This window comes from Phenylobacterium sp. (assembly GCF_046291545.1).
Lineage (GTDB): Bacteria > Pseudomonadota > Alphaproteobacteria > Caulobacterales > Caulobacteraceae > Phenylobacterium.
This window is the reverse complement of record NZ_JBKBSM010000001.1, coordinates 293,062-314,735: the sequence shown is the minus strand read 5'-3', so window position 1 is coordinate 314,735 and position 21,674 is coordinate 293,062. Positions and strand designations below refer to the sequence as shown.

Genomic DNA, 21,674 nt, shown 5'->3' with positions numbered 1-21,674 from the left:
TTGTAACTCTCCACCCCGCCGTGCGCGGCCCCAAGCTTGGCGCCGTCAGCAACACGCGACGAGCGGCGTCCACCTGGATGTCGCCCGAAACTTGGAGGTTTCAACCGTCATGACCACGACATCCGGCCGCATCCCGACTGCGGCGACCCTGGACGCGGGCCGGCCGCCGGTCGTCTCGCCCGAGGCCTGGGAAGCCGCACGCCAGCAGCTCCTGACGAAGGAGAAGGCGATGACCCGGGCCAGGGACGCCCTGGCCGCCGAGCGCCGACGCATGCCCTGGACGCCGGTCAGGGCCGACTATGCGTTCGCTGGGCCGGCGGGGCCGGCGAGGCTGATCGACCTGTTCGAAGGCCGCCGCCAGCTGATCGTCTACCGCGCCTTCTATGAACCGGGCGTGTTCGGGTGGCCCGAACGGGCCTGCCGCGGCTGTTCCCTGGTGGCCGACCAGGTCGCCCATGTGGCGCATCTGAACGCACGGGACACGACCTTGGCGTTCGTCTCCCGCGCGCCGCAGGCCGACATCGCGGGACTGAAGGCGCGCATGGGCTGGCGAATGCCCTGGTACACGATCACCGACAGCTTCGACGCCGACTTCGGCGTGGACGAGTGGCATGGCACCAACGTGTTCATCCGCGACGGCGGGCGCGTGTTCCGCACCTACTTCCTCAACAACCGCGGCGACGAGCAGATGGGCGGGACCTGGAACTACCTCGACATCACCCCGCTCGGCCGCCAGGAGGCGTGGGAGGACTCCCCGCCAGGCTATCCCCAGACGCCGACCTACAAGTGGTGGAACTGGCACGACAGCTACGTCGACGGCGCCGCCCCGGACCAGCGGTGGGTGGAGGTGAGCGATGCGGGCGAGGCGGCGTTCCGCAAGGCTGACGAGGGGGCGAGGGGATGAGCGCGGGCCTCGCGCGCCGGGCGGCGGATGGGCTCAACCTGGCCGCCGCCCCGGTCCTTGCGGGGATGGGCGCGGCTTCAGCGGCCTTTGGCGGCGCGACGGACATGCTGTGCGCCGCAGCGCCCGCCGCGCCGCTGAACGGCATGTCGATGATGTATCTGCTGATGGCGGCGTTCCATATGGGCCCCTGGCTGCGGCTCGCCGCCGGCCGAGACCCGGCGCGCCGCTAGTCGTCGAAGCCCACGAAGACGGCGGCTTCGTTCACCGACTTGCGGTTGGAGACCACCGCATTGGCGGGGAAGTCGTCGTCCGGCCAGCCCATGGCCACGCAGATCATGATCACCTGGTCGTCCGGGATGCCGGCGTGTTCGCGCACCACCGGCGACTGCATGATGCCCTGGCTGTTGATCACGCACCCCAGGCCGCGGGACCAGGCCGCGTTCACCAGGGCGTTGGTGACCGCGCCGCAGTCGAACGGGCCGATGTCGCCGCCGTGGATCGAGCGGTCGTAGGTGACGACGATGGAGACCGGCGCGTCGAACTGGCGAAAGCCGCGCAGCACCCAGTCGCGGCGCTGCTCCTGATTGTGCCGTTCGATGCCCATGGCCGCGAACAGCTGCTTGGCGATCTCGATCTGGCGCTCGCGGTGGACTCCCTCGTAGGCGCCGTGGCTGCGGAACTCCCGGGAGTCCGGCGTTCCCGCGAGGTTGCGCTCGGTGTTGCCGGCGCGGATTCGGTCGAGGGGTTCGCCCGTGACGACGTAGAAGTTCCAGGGCTGGGTGTTCAGCGAGGACGGCGCGCGCATGGCCAGGGCGATGATCTCCTCGATCAGCGCCTTGGGCACGGGTTCGGGCTTGTAGCCGCGGATGCTGCGGCGGCCCAGGACCACCTCATCATAGTTCGACGAGCGCATAGATTCCCCCCGGCCTGCGTCTGACGCGCAGGCTTCATCGACGGCTGAGGCTGCGGGCCTAGAGCCCCGGCAGCTTGATGCGGGCGGCCTGTTCGCGGCGGATGACCACCGGTTCGCCGCCGGTCAGGCTCTTCAGGCGCTCGGCCTCGGTTTCAGCGTCCACCGGGGCCGGCACGTTGTCGGCCGCCGCCGCCGCCGCGCCCGGAGCCGGGGCGTCGCCTTCGCGCCAGAACATCACCCGGTCGGCGAAGCTCTTGTCCTTGTGGGCCACGTCGCCGAACTCGTCGTCGACCACGTAGCGGATCAGCGGGTCGGCCTTGTCGGCGCCGGCCTTGGCCACCAGAAGCTGCTCGCCCTGCGAGCGGGACTGGGCGTCGCGCTGCCCAAGCAGGGCCACGCGGGCGGCGCTTTCCGGCTGCAGCTCCTGCGGGCGCGGTTCGCCGGGCGCGGGCGGGCGCAGGGCGTAGTCCGGCGGCACCACCAGCGGCGCCTTGGTCACGATGCGGAACTCGTCGGGCGTGACCTTGGTCATGCCCAGCGCCTGGCGCGTCGACTGGCAGCCGCCGAGGCCGGCCGCCGCGATCAGGGCGGTAGCGACGATCACACGGTTCAAACTCATGAGCTTATGGCTCCGTAGGGCCGCCCCCGGCCGGCAAAGAACGTTTCTGATACCCTAACCGCGCCGGTGACGCCAAGGCGGTTTAGCCCGCCCGCGACTTATCGCCGGTCAGGCTGTCGAGCAGCAGCAGGACGACGCCGACGGTGATGGCGCTGTCCGCCACGTTGAACACCCACGGGAACATCAGGCGGGAGAAGTCCAGGAAGTCGACGACCGCGCCGAAGCGGATGCGGTCGATGGCGTTGCCGATCGCCCCGCCGATGATCAGTCCCAGGGAGACCGCGGTCAGCCGGCGCTCGGCGTTGCGGGCCCATACCGCCAGCGCCGCGGCGACGACGAGCGAGAAGGCGCTGAGGGCCCATCGGCCAAGATCCTGGTCCGCCCGCAGCAGCCCGAAGCTGACGCCCTTGTTCATCACCATGGTCAGCGAGAACGGCCCGGCCACCGGCACGGACAGCCGCGCCGGCAGGTCGAAGACGTAGAGCACCCAGAACTTCACCGCCTGATCGACGGCGACGATGCTGGCCGCCAGGCCATAGGCCGCCCAGCCGAGCCGAGAGATGCGCCCCACGCTCAGGCTCCGCGCCCGTGGGCGGCGTCCCAGGCGGCGACCGCCTCGGCGTCGCGCGGCGTCAGGTCCGGATAGCGCGGATCCGAGCCGACCTGCGGCAGCACCTTCCAGGAGCGGGCGCATTTGGCGCCCTCAGCCCGAGCGACCACCACGGCGAAGCCCGGCTCGTCGGCGAGGCGGAAGGCGTCCTGCGGCGCGGCGGCGCCGACATGCAGAGCGGCCTGGCTGGTGATCACCACGTCCTCCAGGGGCATGTCCTCGCCGAACGGCCAGGCGAAGGCGCTGTCGGCGTAGACCTCCACCCTGGCGTCGAGTCCCGAGCCGATGGTCTTTTCGCGGCGGGCCACTTCCAGGGCGCCCATCACCACGCGGCGCACGGCCAGGGCCGAACCCCACTGGCCGACCACGGCCTCGTCGCGCCAGGCGTCGGGCGTGTGGGGCAGGACCCGCAGGGCGTTGGAGCCGGCGTCGGGGAAGCGGGTGGTCCAGGCCTCCTCGGTGGTGAAGGGGATCAGCGGGCCGAGCCAGGCGGTGATGCGCTCGAAGGCGAGATCCATGACCGTGCGCGCCGCCCGACGGCGCAGGCTGTCCGGCCGGTCGCAGTAGAGGGCGTCGCGGCGGATGTCGAACAGCAGCGTCGAAAGGTCGTTCTGGCAGAACTCGATGACCGGCCGCACCACGTCCTGGAACAGGTAGTCCTGGTAGGCGGCGCGCACCTGGCGGTCGAGCTCCCACAGCCGGTGCAGGATGTAGCGCTCGAGCGGCGGCATGTCCGCAGGCGAGACCCGCTCGGCGTCATCGAAGCCGGCGAGGGCGCCGAGCAGATAGCGCAGGGTGTTGCGGATTTTGCGGTAGGCGTCGGTGGTGGTGGCCAGGATCGTCTTGCCGATCCGCTGGTCCTCCGCGTAGTCCACCATGGCGGCCCAGAGGCGCAGGATCTCGGCGCCGGAGTCCTTGATCACCTTGTCCGGGTCGACGGTGTTGCCCTTGGACTTGGACATCTTCTCGCCGTTCTCGTCCATGGTGAAGCCATGGGTGAGGATGGCGTCGTACGGCGCGCGGCCCCGGGTGCCGGAGCTTTCCAGCAGCGAGGACTGGAACCAGCCGCGGTGCTGGTCCGAGCCCTCGAGATAGAGGTCGGCCGGCCAGCGGGTGTGTTCGCGTCCCTCCAGCACGAAGGCGTGGGTGGAGCCGGAATCGAACCAGACGTCGAGGATGTCCTCGACCTTCTCGAAGCGCTGCGGATCGTGGGAGCCGAGGAAGTCGGAGTCCGGCCGGTTGAACCAGGCGTCGGCCCCCTCCTTGGCGATCAGTTCGACGATGCGGGCGTTGACGGTCTCGTCGTGCAGCGGCTGGCCCGTCTCCTTGTCGACGAACATGGCCAGGGGCGCGCCCCAGGCGCGCTGACGGCTGATCAGCCAGTCCGGCCGGCTCTCGACCATGGTGCGGATGCGGTTCTTGCCGCCGGCCGGATGGAAGGTGGTGGCCTCGATCGCCTCCAGCGCCGTCTCGCGCAGGGTGCGCCCGCCGTGCACCGGATCGTCCAGCCGCTGGTCCATGCGGATGAACCACTGCGGCGTATTGCGGAAGATCACCGGCGCCTTGGAGCGCCAGGAGTGCGGATACGAATGCTCCATCCGGCCGCGCGCCAGCAGCCGGCCGGCGGCGATCAGCTTCTCGATCACCGCATCATTCGCAGGCCCGAACTTGCCGGCCTTCTTGCCCTCGGTCTCAAGCACCTTCAGCCCGCCGAAGAGGGGCACGTGCGGATAATAGGCGCCGTCCGGATCGACGGTGTCGGGGATCTCCCGATGACCGTGGGCCAGCCAGACCAGGTAGTCGTCCGCCCCGTGGCCTGGGGCGGTGTGGACGAAGCCGGCGCCGGCCTCGTCGGTCACGTGGTCGCCGGCGAGCATCGGCACCTGGAAGGCGTAGTGGGTGTCGAGCGCCGCCAGGGGGTGCTCCAGCACCGCGCCTTGGGGATCGAAACGCTCGATGCGCCGCCACCGGGCGACCTTGGCCGCCTTGAAGACGTCCTCGGCCAGCTTCTCGGCCACGATCAGCCGGTCGCCCGCCTTGGCCCAGGGCTCGAAGGCGAGCCCCTCCTCCATGGCCTCGACCTGGTAGACCGCGTAGGCGATCGCGTCGTTGTAGGCGACGGCGCGGTTGGCCGGGATCGTCCAGGGCGTGGTGGTCCAGATCACCACGCTGGCGCCGCGGGAAGCGTCCGAGCCCTCCACCACCGGGAACTTCACCCAGATCGTCGGACTGACGTGGTCATGGTACTCGACTTCCGCGTCCGCCAGGGCGGTGCGCTCGACGGGGCTCCACATCACCGGCTTGGACCCGCGGTAGAGCTGGCCGGAGGCGACGAACTTGTGGAACTCGGCGACGATCGCCGCCTCGGACGCAAAGTCCATGGTGGCGTAGCGGTTGTCCCAGTCGCCCAGCACGCCCAGGCGCTTGAAGCCCTCGCGCTGCACGTCGATCCAGTGCGCGGCGTAAGCCCGGCACCGCTCGCGGAACTCGGCCTTGGACACTTCGGACTTGCGCCGGCCCTGGGCGAGAAGCTCCTCCTCGATCTTCCACTCGATCGGCAGGCCGTGGCAATCCCAGCCGGGCACGTAGTCGACGTCGTAGCCAAGGGCGAAGCGCGATCGGACCACGAAGTCCTTCAGCGTCTTCTGCAGCACGTGGCCCACGTGGATCGCGCCGTTGGCGTAAGGCGGGCCGTCGTGCAGCACGAACAAGGGCGCGCCCGCCGCCTGCCGCGTCTTGCGCAACTGGTGGTACAGGCCCTCGGCCTCCCAGCGGGCCAGGATTTGGGGCTCCTTCTGGGGCAGGCCCGCGCGCATGGGAAAGGGCGTGTCGGGAAGGAAGACGGTCTCGCGATAATCGCGGCCAGCAGTCTCGGCGTCGTCGGCCATGGGTCTTTCCAACGGGGTTCGGAGGATGTGCGGCAGGACCCGGCGCGCGCTGGAGGTCGTCCGGCGGCGTCACGCCGGGCGGATAATTCGCAGAGCCGTCCGAACCGAGGTCATGGCGTGGGGCTGTAGCAGAGGGCGCGGCGCGGTTCAAACGCCGCCGACTCCTCCTCAGAAGTCCGGCGTCAAGAGTTCGCGGGCCTGGCGCGCGTCTTCGCGGATCTGGGCGACCATGGCGTCGAGGCCGTCGAACTTGAGTTCGGGCCGCAGGAAGGCGACGAGGTCGGTCTCAAGGGTCTGGTCGTACAGATCCTCGTCGAAGTCGAACAGCCAGACTTCCAGGCGCGGGTCCACCTCGCCGACGGTCGGGTTGACCCCGATGTTGGCGACGCCCGGCACCTCGCGTCCGTCGGGCAGGCGCGTGCGGGTGGCGTAGACGCCGAAGCGGGGCGTCACATAGTCGTCCAGGGCGATGTTGGCGGTCGGAAAGCCGAGCTGTCGGCCGAGCTTGCGGCCGTGCAGCACCACGCCCTCGATGGCGAAGGGGCGGCCCAGGACGGCGGCCGCATCCTGGGGGCGGCCCTCGCGCAGAGCCTGGCGCACAGCCGTGGACGAGAACTTCTCGTCCTCCTGGCCGACGGCAGGGGCGATCGAGACGCCGAAGCCGAACGCCTCGCCGTATCCGGCCATGATCTCCGGGCTGCCGGTGCGGCCCTTGCCGAAGGAGATGTCGAAGCCGACCGCGACGTGGGCCACCCCCAGTCCCTGGTGCAGCACCTCCTCGGCGAACTGGCGGTCGGTCAGGTTCGCGAGTTCGGCGTCGAACGGCAGCACGTAGAGGAGGTCGACGCCCAGGGCGGCCAGCGCGCGGGCCTGCTGCTCCGGCTTCATCAGGCGGAAGGACGGCGCGTCGGGCTGGAAGATGCGGCGCGGGTGCGGCTCGAAGCTGACGACCCCCAGCGGCGATTTCAGCTCGCCGGCGGCCCGGGCCGCCAGGGCGATGACGTGCTGATGTCCACGGTGGACCCCGTCGAAATTGCCCAGGGCGACCGAGGCACCCCGGTCCGCCGCCGCCAGGTCCTTCCAGCTTCGCACGATGCGCATGTGTCAGGCGCTCCGGCGCGGAACCATGACGACCGCCTCGCCGTCCACCACGGTCTTGCCGTCCACCAGGCAGACGGTGGCGAGGGTGACGTGGCCGCGCCGCTCGTCGAGGGTCTGCACCGTCACCCGGGCCGTGACCGCGTCACCGATCCGCACCGGCCGGCGGAAGCGCAGCGACTGGTTCAGATAGATGGCGCCCGGGCCGGGCAGGCGCGTGCCCAGCACCGCCGAGATGTAGGCCGCCGACAGCATGCCGTGGGCGATGCGTTCCTGGAAGGTCGTGGTCTTGGCGTACTCGGCGTCCAGGTGCACGGGATTGGTGTCGCCGGACACCTCGGCGAACGACTCGATGTCGGCGGCGGTGACCACGCGCGTCAGGTCCGCGCTCTGGCCCACGGTCAGATCCTCGAAATGGATGCCCTTCACCCCGGCCCTCCTGTCCCAGTGGTCTCCTTAGCCGCCCTGGCGTCCGATGCGAAGCGTCCTGGGCGGCGCGCTCACCATTCAAGGTCCGCGGCGACGAAGGCGGCGCTGTGGCCGCCGCGGGCGAGCAGGCCGTCCACGGCGGCGGCGTCCAGGCCGCTCTCGCCCACCGTCTCGGCCCCGTGGATGCCGCTGGCGATGAACAGCACGTCCAGGCCCTGGGCGTTGGCGCCGGCGACGTCGGTTGCCAGGCCGTCGCCGATGCAGAGGATGCGCTCGCGCGAGACGCCGCGGCCGGCCAGACGTTCGGCCTCGGCGACCGAAAGGTCGTAGATCGCCGGATGCGGCTTGCCGGCCATGCTCACCCTCCCGCCGAGGGAGGCGTAGAGCTGGGCGATGGCGCCGCCGCAGTAGATCAGCTTGTCGCCGCGCTGCACGACGATGTCGGGGTTGGCGCAGATCATCTCGACGCCGCGGCCGGCGGCGGCGCTCAGGCGCTCGCGATAGTCCTCCGGCGTCTCGACTTCGTCGTCATAGGGGCCGGTGCAGGAGATGAACGCCGCAATGCCGGGACCCGCAAACTGCAGGCCCAGGCCTTCGTACAGCGCCCCGTCCCGCTCGGGGCCGATGGCCCAGGCCGGACCGGGGGCGCGCGCGGCCAGGAGCGCGCGCGTGGCGTCGCCCGAGGTGACCAGGGCCGACCAGGCCGCGCGCGGCACGCCGAGGGAATCGAGCTGTTCCACCACCGGCGGGTGCGGCCGGGGCGAATTGGAGATCAGCACCACGGGGCCCCGTTCGGCGCGAAAGCGGGCGAGGGCGGCGCAGGCGGCGGGGAAGTGCTCCCGCCCGTTGTGGATCACGCCCCAGACGTCGCTGAGCAGGACGTCGTAGCGGTCGGCGACGGCGGAGAGGCCGGAGATAAGCTTGGGCGCGGTCATGGGCGGGGGCGGTAGCGGGCGCGGACGGCGCGGTCAATCGCCCGGGCGCATGGAGCGGCCCCGGCGGGGGCGGCGTCAGGCCCGTCCGCCCATCCGGCGGCGCAGGCTGTTGCGCAGGAAGTCGGCCGGCGGGTCCGCCTCGGCCAGCACCTGGTCGCGGATCGGCCGCGGTTCGCCGAACAGGTGCCCCTGGCCCAGCGAGATGTCGAGTTCGAGGATGTCGACGATCTGGCGCTCGCTCTCGACCTTCTCGGCGATGATCTCGACGCCGTAGCGACGGGTCAGGGCGGCGAAGTCCTCGGCGGCGAGGTCCGGCAACGATTTCAGGACCAGCCGGCCGTCGCGCTCGACCATCTCGTCCAGCAGCACCTTGGCGGCGATCTTGACGAACTTGACGTCCGACCGGGCCAGGTCGTGGAAGTCGAAGTCGAGGTTGACCACCTTGTCGAGCGAGAAGCGGAAGCCGAGGTCGGCCAGCTTGGCCATGTTGCGCGCCTCGACGGCGCCCCGCGCGTCGAAGGCCGCCTGGCCGAGCTCGAAGATCAGCGCGCCGGCCAGGTCGCGGTTGGCCGACAACAGCTCCAGGAACTGCGGGAAGAAGGTCTCGTCGGCGAGGCTCGCCAGGGAGACGTTGCAGAAGATGCCCACCTTGCGGTCCTGCTTGGCCAGGCGCCGCACGATCTGGACGCAGCGGAACAGCAGCAGGTTGTCGATCGCCGTGACCAGGCCCTCCGGCTCGGCCACCGCCAGGTACTCGGCCGGCATCATCACCCGGCCGGTGGGGTCGCGCAGGCGCGAGAAGCTCTCGTAGTACATGGTCCGCCGCTGGGGCAGGCCGACCACGGGCTGCAGGTAGAGATCGACGCGGTTGTCGGCCAGGGCCTCGCGCACCGTCTCCAGCAGGGCGGCGGACTGGCGCACGTCCTGGCCGATCCGCGGGACCAGCGGACCGGTGGCGACCCGCTCCTCCAGGCGCTGGCTCATGCGCTGCACCAGGCCCTCCAGCATGTGGACCTCGTCGGACAGCGCCTCGGAGCGGCGCAGGGCGTCCTCGCTGACGGTCTCCACCACCTGGGACACGCGGCGGTCGATGTTCTCGATCTGGTCGATCAGGATCCGGTGGGCCTCGCGCACCGCTTCGATCTCGTTGCGGATCTGCGCCGAGTCCAGCGCGCGCTCGATCAGGCCATGGAAGGCGAAGGCCAGGCCCAGGCCGCCGACGAGGGCCGCGACGCCCGCGCCCCAGCCGCCCCCGTTGCGCCAAAGCGACAGGGCGATGATCAGCGCCAGACAAAGATAGGCGCCGCAAAGCAGCGCCAGGGTGAGCCGTCGCATGGGTCCGCCGGTCCGAATCGCAACGAAGTATCGAACGCGGCCGCAGGCGAAGTCGAATGGATTAACGACCTGCCCCCCGTCCCGCGCCTATCCGCCGCAAGACTTAGCGCGTCGGAACGGGCGCGTCTCCACGATAGTCGTAGAAGCCGCGGCCCGCCTTGCGGCCGAGCCACCCGGCCTCGACGTACTTCACCAGCAGCGGACAGGGCCGGTACTTGGAATCCGCAAGGCCCTCGTAGAGGACGTTCATGATCGACAGGACGGTGTCCAGGCCGATGAAGTCGCCCAGCTCGAGCGGGCCCATCGGATGGTTGGCGCCCAGCTTCAGCGCCGTGTCGATCGCCTCCACCGTGCCGACCCCTTCGTACAGGGTGTAGATCGCCTCGTTGATCATCGGCACCAGGATGCGGTTGACGATGAACGCGGGGAAATCCTCGGCGTTGGCGGTGGTCTTGCCCAGCGACCGGGCGAAGTTGACGGCGGTCTCGTAGGTCACCGCGTCCGTGGCGATGCCGCGGATGATCTCCACGAGGTTCATCAGCGGCACGGGGTTCATGAAGTGCAGGCCGATGAAGCGCTCGGGCCGGTCGGTGGCCGAGGCCAGGCGCGTGATCGAGATCGACGAGGTGTTGGACGCGAGCAGCGTGTCGGGGCCCAGATGCGGGGAGAGGGCCTTGAAGATCGTCTTCTTGATCTCCTCGTCCTCGGTGGCCGCCTCGATGGCCAGGTCCGTCGCGCCTACGGCCTGAAGCTCGGCGGCAGGATGGATGCGGGCCATGGCCGCTTCCATCTGGGCCGGCTCGATGATGCCGCGGCCGACCTGGCGGGCCATGTTCTTCTCGATGAGCTTCAGGCCTGCGGTGATCCTGTCCGGCGCCACGTCGTGGAGCAGCACGTCGTAGCCGCCCAGCGCACAGACATGCGCGATGCCGGATCCCATCTGGCCTGCGCCGATGACGCCAACCGACTTGATATCAACCATGCCGCCTAAGCCCCAATTATGCGGATGCGGTGCGCGCCGCGCCGCTTGTGACGTTCTTCTAACATGGGCCGCGCCGCCGCCGCCAAGGCTTTTGCTGCGCCGCAGCGAGGGCGGCGCGGCAGACTGTGGCGCCGAGGACGCGCCGAAAAGGCGCCGCCGACCGCAGGGAGGGCGCCGCCGCAGGACTGCGCGCCCAGGCTGTGCGAATCCTTCGCCGCCCACCTGAAACGCAGAAGGGGCGGCCCGGAAGCCGCCCCTTCGCTCAACACTTCGACACCGGAGCGTCGGCTGACGGGCCAGGAGGCCCGGATCGCCTTACTTGCCGGCCGCGGACAGGGCGTCCATCAGCTCCGGCACGGCGGTCTTGTAGTCGGCCACCAGGCCATAGTCGGCCACCTGGAAGATCGGCGCGTCGGCGTCCTTGTTGATCGCGACGATCACCTTGGAGTCCTTCATGCCGGCCAGGTGCTGGATGGCGCCGGAGATGCCGATGGCGACGTAGAGCTCGGGCGCCACGACCTTGCCGGTCTGGCCGACCTGGTAGTCGTTGGGGGCATAGCCGGCGTCCACCGCCGCGCGGCTGGCGCCGACGGCGGCGCCCAGCTTGTCGGCCAGGGGCTCGATGACCCGCTGGAACTCTTCGGCCGAGCCCAGGGCGCGGCCGCCGGAGACCACGATCTTGGCCGCGGCCAGTTCCGGGCGGTCCGACTTGACGAGCTGCTGGTCGATGAAGTGCGTCTTCGGCGCGCCGTCGCCGGCGGCGATCGATTCCACGCTGGCCGAGCCGCCTTCAGCGGCCGCCTTGAAGGCGGTCGGACGGACGGTGACGACCTTCTTGGCGTCGGAGGACTGGACGGTCTCCAGGGCGTTGCCCGCGTAGATCGGGCGCACGAAGGTGTTGGCGTCCACCACCTCGATGGCGTCGGAGATCTGCGAGACGTCGAGCTTGGCCGCGATGCGCGGGGCGATGTTCTTGCCCTGCGAGGTGGCGGGCACGAGCAGGGCGTCGTAGCCGCTCATCAGCGGAACCACCAGGGCCGAGAAGGCCTCGGCCAGGCCCTGGCCCAGGGCGTCGCTCTCGGCCAGCAGGACCTTGCGCACGCCAGCGATCTTGGCGGCGGCGTCGGCCGCGGCCTTGGCGTCCTTGCCGGCGACCAGCACGTCCACGTCGCCCGAAACGGCCTGGGCGGCCGTGACGGTCTTGTGGGTGTTGTCCTTCAGCGTGGCGTTGTCGTGATCGGCGATGACGAGAACGGCCATTAGAGCACCCCCGCTTCGTTCTTCAGCTTCATGACCAGGTCAGAGGCGGTCTCGACCTTGATGCCGCCGCCGCGCTTCGGCGGCTCGGTGACCTTCAGCACCTTCAGGCGCGGCGAGGCGTCGACGCCCAGGGCGCCGAGTTCCTTCACGTCGAGGGGCTTCTTCTTGGCCTTCATGATGTTCGGCAGGCTGGCGTAGCGCGGCTCGTTGAGACGCAGGTCCGCGGTCACCACCGCCGGCAGGTCGACGTCGATCGTCTGCAGGCCGCCGTCGACTTCGCGGGTCACCTTGGCCTTGCCGGCCGAGAGCTCCACCGAGGAGGCGAAGGTCGCCTGGGGCCAGTCGAGCAGGGCCGCGAGCATCTGGCCGGTGGCGTTGTTGTCGCCGTCGATCGCCTGCTTGCCCATGATCACCACGTCCGGGTTCTCCTCGGCGATCACCGCCTTGAGCACCTTGGCCACGGCCAGCGGCTCCAGATCCTGGTCGGTCTGGATCAGGATGGCGCGGTCGGCGCCCATGGCCAGCGCCGTGCGCAGGGTTTCCTGCGCCTGGGTCGGACCGACGGAGACGGCCACCACCTCGGTCGCCGCGCCCTTTTCCTTCTGGCGCACCGCCTCTTCGACGGCGATTTCGCAGAAGGGGTTCATGGACATCTTCACGTTGGCCAGGTCGACGCCCGACTGGTCGGGCTTCACCCTCGCCTTCACGTTGTAATCGATCACCCGTTTGATCGGGACCAACACCTTCATGGGTCGCTACCGCCTCAAATTAGAATGGCTAGAGAAATGGTCGGATGGGGGCATAACGGTTCCGGCGCGCAATGCAAGCCGCGCGAACGCCTCAATTCGGGATGAAATGACCTCTAGGCGCCCGCAGGCCTCCTCGACTAGAGCAATTTCATGAACCGTACGATCAATCGCCTGAAGCTGATCTTCGTCGCCATCTTCGCCGTGTCCTGCGTGGGCGTCCTGGTCTACCACGTGGGCTGGGAGTGGCCGCGGCAGAAGTGCGAAGCCAAGGGCGACTGGTGGGACTGGCAGGGCCGCACCTGCGCCCATCCGATCCTGATCTCCGACATCACAGGCCGGACGATGGAAGAGGTCCAGGCGGAGAAGGCGGCCGCCGCCAAGGCGGCTGCGGCCAAGGCGGCTGCGGTCCCGGCCGAGCCCGCCCCGAAAGCCGCGACGCCCGCCCAGCCCTGACGACGACGGCCTAACGCGTCGCGCCGGATTTCCAGAACACCTCGGCCTTGCCGCGGTCGTTGGCGTAGCGCGCGGCCACGAACAGGAAGTCGCTGAGCCGGTTCAGGTACCGGATCGCGGGAGCGCCGACCGGCTCGCCCCCCTCGTCGCGCAGGCGGATGGCGGCGCGCTCGGCCCGGCGGCACACCGTGCGCGCCAGGTGCAGGGCCGCCGCCGCGGCCGTCCCGCCCGGCAGGATGAAGGATTCCAGCGGCGGCAGATCCGCGTTCATGCCGTCGATCTCCGCTTCCAGCCGCTCCACCGGGCCGTCGACCATGCGCAGCACCTGGTCGGCCGCCTCGTCGGCCCGCGGCGGCGTGGCGAGGTCGGCCCCGAGGTCGAAAAGCTCGTTCTGAATCCGTCCCAGCATGGTGTCGAAGACGTCGTCGCCCGCCGTGTGCAGCCGCACCAGGCCGACGCACGCGTTGGTCTCGTCCACGGCGCCGTAGGCCTCGACCCTCAGGGAGGCCTTGCTCACGGGGGCGCCGGTCGCCAGGCGCGTCACGCCGTCGTCTCCCGCCCGGGTGTAGATGCGGTTCAGCGTGACCATGGCGTCGGCCTCACCCGCGGCTGCGCCACCAGACGGCGGCGACCAGCAGGGCCACCGCCACCGCCTGCAGCAGCACCCGCAGCCGCATGAGCTTGTTGGAATAGGAGCGTCCGAAGTCGCCGCCGCGGAACAGGGCGTAGATGCCGATTCCCAGGGTGACGGTCACCGCGAACAGCGACAGCGGGATCAGGATGTCGAAGAGGTTGGGCATGGGCGCCAGTCTATTCGGCGCCGCGGGGGCGCGCCACCACACACGAGGTTCCGCGTATTGCGTTAGTTGAATGCGCTCATTAAGCACCGTTACCTGCGTCAAGGAGGATCGGGCTCTCGCTATACGTGCATATGTCCCGCCTGCATCCGTACTGCGACGCTCAGTCGCAATGTATACAAGGCCGACATGCGATACTCGGCCCGTGCTCCGTATCGCGTACCGGGGTACGCTGAACACGATCGACGAAAGCTGTCGCCCGCCTGCCGCGGCGGCGAGGCCAAAGGACCTTCCGATGAATCCAGAGCCTGCCGACACCGCCATGAGGCCGGAGCGGCAAGAAGCGGAGGAAGAGATCCGCCAACTGATCACCGACCTGCGGGACGCCGCGCAGGACGGGCGCCGGTTGGTCCGCCGCTACGCCGAGCTGCTGGAGAAGATCGTAGACGATTACTGCGTCGAATTTGAGAACCGCGCCGAAGCGGCGCTAGCGAGGTTAGACGTTCAATGAAACACGTGACCGGAAATATTCTGCCGGCTGGTGAAGCAGACGTTCGCGTTCCCACACGCCGCGCGCTCGCCAAGCAGCAGACGCGCGCCAAGGTGCTGGCCGCCGCCCGCAGGCTGTTCAGCGAAGAGGGCTACGAAGGAGCCACCATCCGCGACATCGCGGCCGCCGCGGGCATGTCCACCGGCGCAGTGTTCGCCAACTTCACCGACAAGACCGACCTCTTCCACGAGATCATGGTCGCCGACCTCGGCCAGCTCGCCGAACAGATGCGCGAGGCGGCCGGGCGGGCGCGGACGGTCGACGAGGCGCTCCTGAAGATCTTCATGGCCGGCTACGCCTTCTACAAGGGGCAGCTTCCCCTCGCGCGGGCGGCCTTCAGCGTGTCCTGGACCGCCGACCACGGTCAGGTGCTGCGCCGGATCGAGCCGTCCGCGGCCCTGATCGAACTCATCGCCGAGGAACTGAATGCGGCCGTGGGCCGCGGCGAGCTCTCGCGCGAATGTGAGGTGAAGCTGCGCAGCCAGATGCTGTTCGACTGCTACTTGTCGAACTACCCGCAGGCGATCTTCGACGGCTGGAGCCTGGACGCGTTGCAGACGCGTTCGCGCGACCAGATCCGGATCATCCTGGCGGGCGCCCGCCGCGCCTGAGGCGCGGCGCGCCTTCCGGGAAAGAACACAAGCCGAGAACGGCGAAAAAAGGGGGGGACAGGACATGCGCCAGGCGCAGAAGGCGGCGACGCGCCAGCGGGTGCTGGACGCCGCCCGGAACCTGTTCGAGACCCTCGGCTACGAGGAGACCACCGTACGGGCGATCGCGCGGGAAGCCGGCGTCGCGGTCGGCAGCGTCTTCACCACCTTCGCCTCGAAGAGCGAAATCCTCAGCCAGGTCATGGCCGACCGGCTCGACGACCTCTACGCCGAGCTCGACCGGGTGGTGCCCTGCCTGCGCGGCTCGACGGCCGATCGGCTGCGCTCGATATTCGCGATCCACTTCAACTTCGAAACCCGGCGCACGCGCCTGTTCCTGGCCCACATCGCCGCCGCCTACGATTGGACGCGCAGTCCCGCGGCCATGCCCTACGGACGCAATCCGCGGCTTAAGCAGATCATCTTCGACTGCCTAGCCGAGGGCGCGGCGCGGGGCGACGTGGATCTCGGCGTCGATCTCCAGGAAGCGGTCGACCTGCTGATGGCCGCCTATGCGTGGACCTATCGGCTGGCGGCCTGGGAAGGCGCCGACGCGAACGCGATGAGCGCGGTGATGGACCGCCAGATCGGACTGATCAGCGACGGCCTGCGCCCGCGGGGCGCGGCCTCGCCGCTGATCTAGAGGTCAGTTTCCGCCGTCGAGCAGCCGGCGGGCGATCACCTGGGCCTGGATCTCCCCGGCGCCCTCGAAGATGTTGAGGATCCGCGCGTCGGCGAGCACGCGGCTGACCGGTTGCTCGACGGCGAAGCCGGTCCCGCCGTGGATCTGCACGGCGTTGTCGGCCGCGGCCCAGGCGACCCGCGCCGCCACCAGCTTGGCCATCCCGGCCTCCAGGTCACAGCGGCGCCCTTCGTCCTTGGCGCGGGCGGCGAACCAGGCCAGCCGCCGGGCGCCCAGGAGCTCGGCGGCCATCATCGCCAGCTTGTTGGCCACCCGCGGGAAGTCGCCGATCGGCCGGCCGAACTGGCGGCGCTGCAGGGCGTAGTCCAGTCCCAGGTCCAGGGCGTTCTGCGCCACGCCGATGGCGCGCGCGGCGGTCTGGATGCGAGCCGATTCGAACGTCGCCATGAGCTGGACGAAGCCCTGCCCTTCCTGGCCTCCCAGCAGGGAGTCGGCCGGCACGGCGAAGCCGTCGAAGGCCAGTTCGTACTCCTTCATGCCGCGATAGCCGATCACGCCGATCTCTCCGCCCGTGAGCCCGTCGACGGGAAAGGGGTCGGCCTCGGTCCCGCGCGGCTTCTCGGCCAGCAGCATCGACAGGCCGCGGTGGTCCTTCGACTGCGGGTCGGTGCGAACCAGCAGGGTCATCAGGTCCGCGCGCGCCGCATGGGTGATCCAGGTCTTGGCGCCGGTCACGCGCCACACCTCGCCATCGCGCACGGCCCGGGTGCGAAGCGACCCGAGGTCCGACCCGGACTCCGGCTCGGTGAAGACGGCGGTCGGCAGGACCGCGCCCGAGGCGATGGCCGGCAGCCAGCGGTCCTTCTGCTCTGGGGCGCCGTGGGCCAGGATCAGTTCGGCGGCGATCTCGGACCGGGTGCCCAGGGAGCCCACGCCGATGTAGCCCCGCGAGAGCGCCTCGGAGACCACGCACATGGCGGTCTTGCCCAGGCCCGATCCGCCGTAGGCTTCCGGCACCGTCAGGCCGAAGACCCCGAGCGCCCCCAGCTCTTCCACCAGGGGCAGCGGGATGAGCTCGTCGTTGAGATGCCACCCGTGCGCAAAGGGTGCGATCTTCTCCGCAGCGAAGGCGTGGAACTGGTCGCGCACCTGCTCCAGGGTCTCGTCAAGGCCGCTGGCCTCGAGCGAGGGGCGGCCGCGGGCGTGCTCCAGAAGCTCGACGATGCGCGTCTTCACCGCCTGGCCGGCGCCGGGCCGCAACGCCTCGACGATCGGCGACAGGGCCGCGGCGTCCAGGCCGAAGTCGCCCGGACGGACGGTCTCGCCCTGGTTCATCGGCAGGCCGCCGGCGAGCTGAGACAGATACTCGAACGCCAGCAACTGGGCGGGGAGGGCCTCTGCCTCGCCCAAGGCTCCGCGCGCCTCCAGCGCCTGGGCCCACCCGGCGGTCTGGGCCAGGGTCTCGGCGTAGCTGGCGGCCCAGGCCAGGCCGTGCGCCAGGTGCTGTTCGGCGTCGAGGGCGGCGCGATCGAGCCGGCCGTCCCGGCTGGCGCGCTCGGCCAGGACCGTGCGCATGCGCGCGGCGAGCCCCTGGGCGGCGTCGGCGCCGCGGCGGAGCAGGTCGGGAAGGTCCGGAAGGATCAGATCGGTCATGCGCGCGCTCTAGCCGGGAGTCCTTGCGTCATGCCACGGGCTTTGATTATACATTGTAAAATAAAAATGGAGCGTCCGATGATCATCGTCCACCACCTGAACGACTCCCGCTCGCAACGCATCCTGTGGCTGCTCGAAGAACTCGGCGCGCCCTATGAGATCAAGCACTACGCGCGTGACGCCGCCACCCGGCTGGCGCCGCCCGAGCTGACGGCGGTGCATCCCCTCGGCAAGTCGCCGGTGATCACCGACGGCGACCAGCGTGTCCACGAATCGGGCGCCATCATCGACTACCTGATCCGCCGGCACGGCGGCGGGCGGCTGGCGCCGAAGCCGGGAAGCGCCGAGCACGAGTCCTACCTGCAGTGGCTGCACTACGCCGAGGGCTCGGCCATGCTGCCGCTGATGATGTTCATGTACGTGGCGCGCCTGGGCGAGGCGGGGGCGCCGCTGCATCCGCGCATCGACGGCGAGATCGCCAACCACCTCGGCTATGTCGATGCCGCGCTGGCCGGCCGCCAGTTCCTGGTCGGCGATGAACTCACCGGGGCTGACGTGCAGATGAGCTTCGTGGGCGAAGTCGCCGGCGCCTTCGGCCGGCTGCCGACCTATCCGAACCTCGCCGGCTGGATTCAGCGGCTGCATGCGCGTCCGGCCTTCAAGGCCTCCATCGAAAAGGGCGGCGCCTACGGCCTCGCCGGCTGAGGCGGCCTAGTCGTCGAGCACCGCGCAGGTCAGGCGCTCGACATCGGCGGCCAGGTCTTCGGGCGCCCGGATCGTCCAGTCGTCGGCGGCCCCAGGGGCCAAGGCCGGGACCTTGCGGCCGTCCGAGAAGATCAGAACCCCCTCGGCGTTGCGGAACCGGCAGGCCAGGTTGATCGGCGGCGAGGTCCTGTCGCTGTCGTTGACGATCCGCACCGGAAAGCCGGTGGCGCCGTCGAGGGGGACCGGGTCGCCGAGGACGAGGCTCATCGGCGGCAGGGCCGGCTTTGGCTCCGGCGCGCACGCCCCGAGCGCGACGAGGATCGACAGCGCCGGAAGCAGGAGCCTCGCCGCCATCGCCGCCGCTTCCCCTAGAAGCGACCCTCGAAGGGGTCGTCCAGGAGCCCGTCGAGGAAGTCGAAGACAGCGGCCTTGGTGAGGGCGTGGGGTATGGCCGAGAAGTGGTCGCACCCCGGAATCGTCATGCCCCGGCCATGCGGAAAGGCGCGGGCCAGTCCTTCGGGATCGCCGGCCAGGACGTCGCGCTGGCCCGCCAGCACGAGCACCGGCGTCGGCAGGGCGGCCATCGCCGCCTGGTCCAGCGGCGGATTGAGGGCGGCGGTGACGGCGGCCAGGGCGTGGCGGTCCTCACCCTGCTCGTCGGCGAACTGGCGGAGGCTGCGGAGCATGGGCTCCTCGATCGTTTCCGGATCGTCGGCCAGCATGGCCTTGGCCATCGGCGACTCCAGGCCCCGGGCGCCGTCGCGCTCCTCCAGCAGTCGCTCGCCAACCCCGCCCAGGATCAGGTTCGAGACCCGGTCGGGGGCGGCCAGCGCGGCGGCCAGGGCCACCCGCGCGCCCATGGAGTATCCGAACAGGTCGACGCGTCCCAGGCCAAGGTGGTCGAGGAGGGCGATCACGTCGCCCGCCAGGGCTTCGCGGCCGTATGCGCCGGGTTCGTGCGGCTTGGCGCTCTGTCCATGCCCGCGCTGGTCCAGGGCGATGCAGCGGACCCGCCGGCGTTCGAAGGCGCCGTACCAGCCCGTGCGTCTCCAGCCCTCGTTGCGATTTGAGGTGAAGCCGTGGACCAGGACGATCGTCCGTCCGCCGCCCCCCGCGGGCGCGACGTCGTCATAGGCCAGCTCAAGACCGTCCGATGTGAATGAAGCCATGTGAAGGGGATCGACCGAATGCGCCTGAATGAATGCTGCATCCTAAGGCCACGCCGGCCCGCATGAAAACCGACGCGCGGTCGAAAACCACGGCTCCACTCCAAGTGGACGGACGCCACACGTTAAGCGGGCGTAAAATTTCGCCTGTCGTTAAGGCAGCGATAATCGCGTTCTGTCAAAAAAGCAGGCGACCATTCGTCGCGGACTGGGGGAAGCGATGATCGACACCAAGAAGAGCCGGCCGATCACCCGCCCAAGCAGCCGGGTGGAACGCGTGGCCAAGCGGCTCGCCCGCGACAAGGACCGCCAGGACCGCCACCAGCGCCGTGGCGAGAGCCCCGAGGCGACGGCCGCGGAGGCGGCCGCGCTCGAGGCGCGCATCGCCGCCCTCACGCAGGTCCACCACCTCGCCTACGATCCGCAGGACTGGGCCTCGGTCGCCGCGCGCGGGGAGTTCGCCTACCCGACCCGCAGCAACCTCAACGAGGCGGCCGCGCGAAAGGCGCTGACCAGCTTTCGGCCCGGCCTCCTGGATCGGCTTCTGGGCCTCGACCAGGACAAGCGCCGCGCGCTCGCCGCGCGGGTCGCCGAGGCCGCGGCCAGGGACGAGGCGGCCTATCGCGTCGCCCGCAAGGTGGTGGACGAGCACAACGCCGAGGTCCAGTTCGCCCTGCGTCTCCTGGATCTCGACGTCCCCACGATCGAGAAGTCGCTGTTGACCCACACCACCCTGGCCACGATCGGGCCGGCGATCGAGGGCGTGCGGGTGCATGTCCCCGCCCGCGGCCGTCTGGTGGTGGTCGTGGCGGGCCTGGACCTGGAGGACATGCCCGACGAAGGCTGCGAGCGGCAGGGCGGCAAGCTCGTCTTCCGCCCGCTCGCCCGCGGCGCCATGGCCGCCCTGCACCGCCAGTGCGTCTGCTCGGCCGCCCTGCGCGTCGCCGCCGAAGTCCTTTCGGCCGCCCCGGTGGAATGGGTGGAGGTCGTGGTCGAGTGCGACATCACCGACCGCGTCACGGGCCAGGTCGAGCGGGCCCAGGTCCTCCACGTGAAGGTGGGCCACCGAGCCCTGGCCGAGACCAGGCTGGAGGACCTCGATCCCGTGCAGGCGGTCAAGGACTTCGGCGGGCGGATGGAGTGGACGGCGGCGGAGAGCTTTGCGCCGATCGAGACGCCTGACCTGGCGCTGCCGGCGGCGGCCTGAGGGCTTCGCGCCCTAGCTGCGCCAGCGCAGCACGGCCGGCTCGACGGGGTTGCGGAAGGCCCGGCCCTCGCGGCGGCTTGCGGTCCATTCGCGCTTGAGCTGCTGATACCACTTGGCCTGGCGGTCGGCGTCGTCGATCCACAGCAGCGAAGGGTCGTACTTCAGGCCCTCGTTCTGCAGGTTCACCATGTCGCCGTCCTGCCGCAGGAACGCGCGCGCGCCGGCGGCGATGAACGGTCTGAGAAGCACGAACGCAGGATGATCGGACCAGACGATCTGGGTGATCCGCGTCTTCCTCTCGTGGATCGGCGTCAGGCAGGTGAGCGACAGAACCTGGCGCTGGCCGACCGTGACGTGCTCCCAGCGCAGGCCGGGGATCCGGAAACTGATTTCCGTCAGGGGCTCGCCGCCGAGGATGACATAGGCGCGGCTGTTCTTGGACGGCTCGTGGCGGACCATGGCGAAGCCGGCGTCCCGCGGCTCGAACTTCTTGGCCTTTTCGTGCTGGCTCTTGGACGAGCGCCACCACCACTGCTGATGCACATAGGGCCCGTGGGCCGGGTCCATCAGGCCGACGACGGCGTGGTCGATGTGGGAATCGAAGTCCATCCGGTCGACGAGCTTGGGCTCGCCGCCGACCACGCCGGGGAACACCGGAGGCGGTTCGGTCGGCTCGCCGCCACGGGCGTCAGAGGCCATCCAGATGAACACCAGGCCCTGGCTCTCGGCTGTCGGATAGCGGCGCACCTTGATGCGCGAGACGTCCATCTCCTGGTCGGCGACAAGCGACGGAATGGCCGTGCAGGCGCCGTCCGTGCCGAAGCGCCAGCCGTGGTAGGGGCACTCGATCGTCTCGCGTCCGTCGGCTTCGCGCACCAGCTTGCCGGCGGAGAAGGGCGCGGCGCGGTGCGGACAGACGTCGCGAATGGCGTAGACCTCGCCCCCACGGGTGCGGCCCAGCAGCACCGGCTCGCCAAGGATTTCGTACCGCTGCAGCCGCCCCGGCTTCAGGTCGCCGGACAGGGCGGCGAAGTACCAGATGTCGGTCAGGAAGCCCTCGCCGAAGCGGGTGTCGGTGCGGGCGGGGCGGGCGTCGCCTTCGGGCATGGCGCGAATCTATCCGTTGGG

At 70.0% G+C, this 21,674-nt stretch carries 25 protein-coding genes; 8 read left to right on the top strand and 17 right to left on the bottom strand.

What is annotated here, in order from left to right; genetic code table 11:
- Window positions 1–109: 109 nt before the first annotated feature.
- A complete protein-coding gene (locus tag ACK4YQ_RS01545) occupies window positions 110–904 on the top strand; it encodes a DUF899 domain-containing protein (RefSeq protein WP_409607575.1) in 795 nt (264 codons plus the stop codon).
- Window positions 901–1,134: a hypothetical protein gene (locus ACK4YQ_RS01540; RefSeq protein WP_409607573.1), complete on the top strand. Its 234-nt coding sequence runs from the start codon at window positions 901–903 to the stop codon at window positions 1,132–1,134. The genes ACK4YQ_RS01545 and ACK4YQ_RS01540 overlap by 4 nt, the downstream gene beginning before the upstream one ends.
- On the opposite strand, the gene ACK4YQ_RS01535 is transcribed toward ACK4YQ_RS01540, so the two are convergent.
- From ACK4YQ_RS01535 to ACK4YQ_RS01485, 11 genes are all read right to left on the bottom strand, one after another.
- Window positions 1,131–1,817 carry a nitroreductase gene (locus tag ACK4YQ_RS01535; protein WP_409607571.1) on the bottom strand — a complete coding sequence of 229 codons (687 nt, stop codon included), beginning with the start codon at window positions 1,815–1,817 and terminating at the stop codon, window positions 1,131–1,133. The two genes, ACK4YQ_RS01540 and ACK4YQ_RS01535, sit on opposite strands and share 4 nt — an antisense overlap.
- 58 nt (window positions 1,818–1,875) lie before the next feature.
- Window positions 1,876–2,436: a DUF3035 domain-containing protein gene (locus tag ACK4YQ_RS01530; RefSeq protein ID WP_409607569.1), complete on the bottom strand. Its 561-nt coding sequence runs from the start codon at window positions 2,434–2,436 to the stop codon at window positions 1,876–1,878.
- Window positions 2,437–2,518: 82 nt separating this feature from the next.
- Window positions 2,519–3,007: a signal peptidase II gene (gene lspA / locus ACK4YQ_RS01525; protein WP_409607567.1), complete on the bottom strand. Its 489-nt coding sequence runs from the start codon at window positions 3,005–3,007 to the stop codon at window positions 2,519–2,521.
- A 2-nt stretch (window positions 3,008–3,009) separates the two neighbouring features.
- Window positions 3,010–5,934, bottom strand: coding sequence for an isoleucine--tRNA ligase (gene ileS, locus ACK4YQ_RS01520; RefSeq protein WP_409607565.1), 2,925 nt, complete (start codon window positions 5,932–5,934; stop codon window positions 3,010–3,012).
- A 168-nt stretch (window positions 5,935–6,102) separates the two neighbouring features.
- Complete coding sequence (locus tag ACK4YQ_RS01515) at window positions 6,103–7,035, bottom strand: bifunctional riboflavin kinase/FAD synthetase (protein WP_409607563.1); 933 nt, start codon at window positions 7,033–7,035, stop codon at window positions 6,103–6,105.
- A 3-nt stretch (window positions 7,036–7,038) separates the two neighbouring features.
- Window positions 7,039–7,461, bottom strand: a complete 423-nt coding sequence (locus ACK4YQ_RS01510) for a MaoC family dehydratase (RefSeq protein WP_409607561.1) — start codon at window positions 7,459–7,461, stop codon at window positions 7,039–7,041.
- Window positions 7,462–7,532: 71 nt separating this feature from the next.
- A complete protein-coding gene (locus ACK4YQ_RS01505) occupies window positions 7,533–8,396 on the bottom strand; it encodes a TIGR01459 family HAD-type hydrolase (RefSeq protein ID WP_409607559.1) in 864 nt (287 codons plus the stop codon).
- Window positions 8,397–8,471: 75 nt separating this feature from the next.
- Window positions 8,472–9,731: an EAL domain-containing protein gene (locus tag ACK4YQ_RS01500; RefSeq protein WP_409607557.1), complete on the bottom strand. Its 1,260-nt coding sequence runs from the start codon at window positions 9,729–9,731 to the stop codon at window positions 8,472–8,474.
- Between the two features lie 103 nt (window positions 9,732–9,834).
- Window positions 9,835–10,713: a 3-hydroxybutyryl-CoA dehydrogenase gene (locus ACK4YQ_RS01495; protein WP_409607555.1), complete on the bottom strand. Its 879-nt coding sequence runs from the start codon at window positions 10,711–10,713 to the stop codon at window positions 9,835–9,837.
- Window positions 10,714–11,028: 315 nt separating this feature from the next.
- Window positions 11,029–11,973 (bottom strand): electron transfer flavoprotein subunit alpha/FixB family protein, encoded by a 945-nt coding sequence (locus ACK4YQ_RS01490; RefSeq protein WP_409607553.1) that lies wholly within the window; start codon window positions 11,971–11,973, stop codon window positions 11,029–11,031.
- Window positions 11,973–12,722 carry an electron transfer flavoprotein subunit beta/FixA family protein gene (locus tag ACK4YQ_RS01485; protein ID WP_409607551.1) on the bottom strand — a complete coding sequence of 250 codons (750 nt, stop codon included), beginning with the start codon at window positions 12,720–12,722 and terminating at the stop codon, window positions 11,973–11,975. The genes ACK4YQ_RS01490 and ACK4YQ_RS01485 overlap by 1 nt, the downstream gene beginning before the upstream one ends.
- Window positions 12,723–12,872: 150 nt before the next feature.
- Here ACK4YQ_RS01485 and ACK4YQ_RS01480 point away from each other — a divergent pair, with 150 nt between their 5' ends.
- Window positions 12,873–13,175 (top strand): hypothetical protein, encoded by a 303-nt coding sequence (locus ACK4YQ_RS01480; RefSeq protein ID WP_409607549.1) that lies wholly within the window; start codon window positions 12,873–12,875, stop codon window positions 13,173–13,175.
- Between the two features lie 10 nt (window positions 13,176–13,185).
- Here the strand turns inward: ACK4YQ_RS01480 and ACK4YQ_RS01475 are convergent, their stop codons facing one another.
- Window positions 13,186–13,764 (bottom strand): cob(I)yrinic acid a,c-diamide adenosyltransferase, encoded by a 579-nt coding sequence (locus ACK4YQ_RS01475; RefSeq protein WP_409607547.1) that lies wholly within the window; start codon window positions 13,762–13,764, stop codon window positions 13,186–13,188.
- Window positions 13,765–13,774: 10 nt separating this feature from the next.
- A complete protein-coding gene (locus tag ACK4YQ_RS01470; RefSeq protein WP_409607545.1) occupies window positions 13,775–13,975 on the bottom strand; it encodes a twin transmembrane helix small protein in 201 nt (66 codons plus the stop codon).
- Window positions 13,976–14,267: 292 nt separating this feature from the next.
- On the opposite strand from ACK4YQ_RS01470, the gene ACK4YQ_RS01465 reads away from it, so the two are divergent.
- The 3 genes from ACK4YQ_RS01465 to ACK4YQ_RS01455 all read left to right on the top strand — a co-directional run bounded on the left by ACK4YQ_RS01465 (window position 14,268) and on the right by ACK4YQ_RS01455 (window position 15,815).
- The gene (locus ACK4YQ_RS01465) at window positions 14,268–14,483 is read left to right on the top strand and encodes a hypothetical protein (protein ID WP_409607543.1); all 216 of its coding nucleotides are present in this window, start codon (window positions 14,268–14,270) and stop codon (window positions 14,481–14,483) included.
- Window positions 14,480–15,133, top strand: coding sequence for a TetR/AcrR family transcriptional regulator (locus ACK4YQ_RS01460; protein WP_409607541.1), 654 nt, complete (start codon window positions 14,480–14,482; stop codon window positions 15,131–15,133). The genes ACK4YQ_RS01465 and ACK4YQ_RS01460 overlap by 4 nt, the downstream gene beginning before the upstream one ends.
- 64 nt (window positions 15,134–15,197) lie before the next feature.
- A complete protein-coding gene (locus ACK4YQ_RS01455) occupies window positions 15,198–15,815 on the top strand; it encodes a TetR/AcrR family transcriptional regulator (protein WP_409607539.1) in 618 nt (205 codons plus the stop codon).
- A 3-nt stretch (window positions 15,816–15,818) separates the two neighbouring features.
- Here ACK4YQ_RS01455 and ACK4YQ_RS01450 read toward each other — a convergent pair whose 3' ends face one another.
- Window positions 15,819–17,468: an acyl-CoA dehydrogenase family protein gene (locus ACK4YQ_RS01450; protein WP_409607537.1), complete on the bottom strand. Its 1,650-nt coding sequence runs from the start codon at window positions 17,466–17,468 to the stop codon at window positions 15,819–15,821.
- 78 nt (window positions 17,469–17,546) lie between these two features.
- On the opposite strand from ACK4YQ_RS01450, the gene ACK4YQ_RS01445 reads away from it, so the two are divergent.
- Window positions 17,547–18,173, top strand: a complete 627-nt coding sequence (locus ACK4YQ_RS01445) for a glutathione S-transferase family protein (protein WP_409607535.1) — start codon at window positions 17,547–17,549, stop codon at window positions 18,171–18,173.
- Between the two features lie 6 nt (window positions 18,174–18,179).
- On the opposite strand, the gene ACK4YQ_RS01440 is transcribed toward ACK4YQ_RS01445, so the two are convergent.
- Together ACK4YQ_RS01440 and ACK4YQ_RS01435 are read right to left on the bottom strand one after the other, a co-directional pair.
- Window positions 18,180–18,527, bottom strand: a complete 348-nt coding sequence (locus ACK4YQ_RS01440; RefSeq protein WP_409607533.1) for a hypothetical protein — start codon at window positions 18,525–18,527, stop codon at window positions 18,180–18,182.
- Window positions 18,528–18,541: 14 nt separating this feature from the next.
- Window positions 18,542–19,342: an alpha/beta fold hydrolase gene (locus tag ACK4YQ_RS01435; protein WP_409607531.1), complete on the bottom strand. Its 801-nt coding sequence runs from the start codon at window positions 19,340–19,342 to the stop codon at window positions 18,542–18,544.
- Between the two features lie 217 nt (window positions 19,343–19,559).
- On the opposite strand from ACK4YQ_RS01435, the gene ACK4YQ_RS01430 reads away from it, so the two are divergent.
- Window positions 19,560–20,546, top strand: coding sequence for a hypothetical protein (locus tag ACK4YQ_RS01430; protein ID WP_409607529.1), 987 nt, complete (start codon window positions 19,560–19,562; stop codon window positions 20,544–20,546).
- Between the two features lie 12 nt (window positions 20,547–20,558).
- On the opposite strand, the gene ACK4YQ_RS01425 is transcribed toward ACK4YQ_RS01430, so the two are convergent.
- A complete protein-coding gene (locus tag ACK4YQ_RS01425; RefSeq protein ID WP_409607527.1) occupies window positions 20,559–21,653 on the bottom strand; it encodes a Rieske 2Fe-2S domain-containing protein in 1,095 nt (364 codons plus the stop codon).
- Window positions 21,654–21,674 lie beyond the last annotated feature (21 nt).

What these genes read in the sequence shown, in the direction of transcription:
- ACK4YQ_RS01545 (WP_409607575.1), top strand. Translation starts at nt 110, where the DNA reads ATGACCACGACATCCGGCCGCATCCCGACTGCGGCGACCCTGGACGCG.
- ACK4YQ_RS01540 (WP_409607573.1), top strand. Translation starts at nt 901, where the DNA reads ATGAGCGCGGGCCTCGCGCGCCGGGCGGCGGATGGGCTCAACCTGGCC.
- ACK4YQ_RS01535 (WP_409607571.1), bottom strand. Translation starts at nt 1,817, where the DNA reads ATGCGCTCGTCGAACTATGATGAGGTGGTCCTGGGCCGCCGCAGCATC.
- ACK4YQ_RS01530 (WP_409607569.1), bottom strand. Translation starts at nt 2,436, where the DNA reads ATGAGTTTGAACCGTGTGATCGTCGCTACCGCCCTGATCGCGGCGGCC.
- ileS (WP_409607565.1), bottom strand. Translation starts at nt 5,934, where the DNA reads ATGGCCGACGACGCCGAGACTGCTGGCCGCGATTATCGCGAGACCGTC.
- ACK4YQ_RS01515 (WP_409607563.1), bottom strand. Translation starts at nt 7,035, where the DNA reads ATGCGCATCGTGCGAAGCTGGAAGGACCTGGCGGCGGCGGACCGGGGT.
- ACK4YQ_RS01505 (WP_409607559.1), bottom strand. Translation starts at nt 8,396, where the DNA reads ATGACCGCGCCCAAGCTTATCTCCGGCCTCTCCGCCGTCGCCGACCGC.
- ACK4YQ_RS01500 (WP_409607557.1), bottom strand. Translation starts at nt 9,731, where the DNA reads ATGCGACGGCTCACCCTGGCGCTGCTTTGCGGCGCCTATCTTTGTCTG.
- ACK4YQ_RS01495 (WP_409607555.1), bottom strand. Translation starts at nt 10,713, where the DNA reads ATGGTTGATATCAAGTCGGTTGGCGTCATCGGCGCAGGCCAGATGGGA.
- ACK4YQ_RS01490 (WP_409607553.1), bottom strand. Translation starts at nt 11,973, where the DNA reads ATGGCCGTTCTCGTCATCGCCGATCACGACAACGCCACGCTGAAGGAC.
- ACK4YQ_RS01485 (WP_409607551.1), bottom strand. Translation starts at nt 12,722, where the DNA reads ATGAAGGTGTTGGTCCCGATCAAACGGGTGATCGATTACAACGTGAAG.
- ACK4YQ_RS01480 (WP_409607549.1), top strand. Translation starts at nt 12,873, where the DNA reads ATGAACCGTACGATCAATCGCCTGAAGCTGATCTTCGTCGCCATCTTC.
- ACK4YQ_RS01475 (WP_409607547.1), bottom strand. Translation starts at nt 13,764, where the DNA reads ATGGTCACGCTGAACCGCATCTACACCCGGGCGGGAGACGACGGCGTG.
- ACK4YQ_RS01470 (WP_409607545.1), bottom strand. Translation starts at nt 13,975, where the DNA reads ATGCCCAACCTCTTCGACATCCTGATCCCGCTGTCGCTGTTCGCGGTG.
- ACK4YQ_RS01465 (WP_409607543.1), top strand. Translation starts at nt 14,268, where the DNA reads ATGAATCCAGAGCCTGCCGACACCGCCATGAGGCCGGAGCGGCAAGAA.
- ACK4YQ_RS01460 (WP_409607541.1), top strand. Translation starts at nt 14,480, where the DNA reads ATGAAACACGTGACCGGAAATATTCTGCCGGCTGGTGAAGCAGACGTT.
- ACK4YQ_RS01455 (WP_409607539.1), top strand. Translation starts at nt 15,198, where the DNA reads ATGCGCCAGGCGCAGAAGGCGGCGACGCGCCAGCGGGTGCTGGACGCC.
- ACK4YQ_RS01450 (WP_409607537.1), bottom strand. Translation starts at nt 17,468, where the DNA reads ATGACCGATCTGATCCTTCCGGACCTTCCCGACCTGCTCCGCCGCGGC.
- ACK4YQ_RS01445 (WP_409607535.1), top strand. Translation starts at nt 17,547, where the DNA reads ATGATCATCGTCCACCACCTGAACGACTCCCGCTCGCAACGCATCCTG.
- ACK4YQ_RS01440 (WP_409607533.1), bottom strand. Translation starts at nt 18,527, where the DNA reads ATGGCGGCGAGGCTCCTGCTTCCGGCGCTGTCGATCCTCGTCGCGCTC.
- ACK4YQ_RS01435 (WP_409607531.1), bottom strand. Translation starts at nt 19,342, where the DNA reads ATGGCTTCATTCACATCGGACGGTCTTGAGCTGGCCTATGACGACGTC.
- ACK4YQ_RS01430 (WP_409607529.1), top strand. Translation starts at nt 19,560, where the DNA reads ATGATCGACACCAAGAAGAGCCGGCCGATCACCCGCCCAAGCAGCCGG.
- ACK4YQ_RS01425 (WP_409607527.1), bottom strand. Translation starts at nt 21,653, where the DNA reads ATGCCCGAAGGCGACGCCCGCCCCGCCCGCACCGACACCCGCTTCGGC.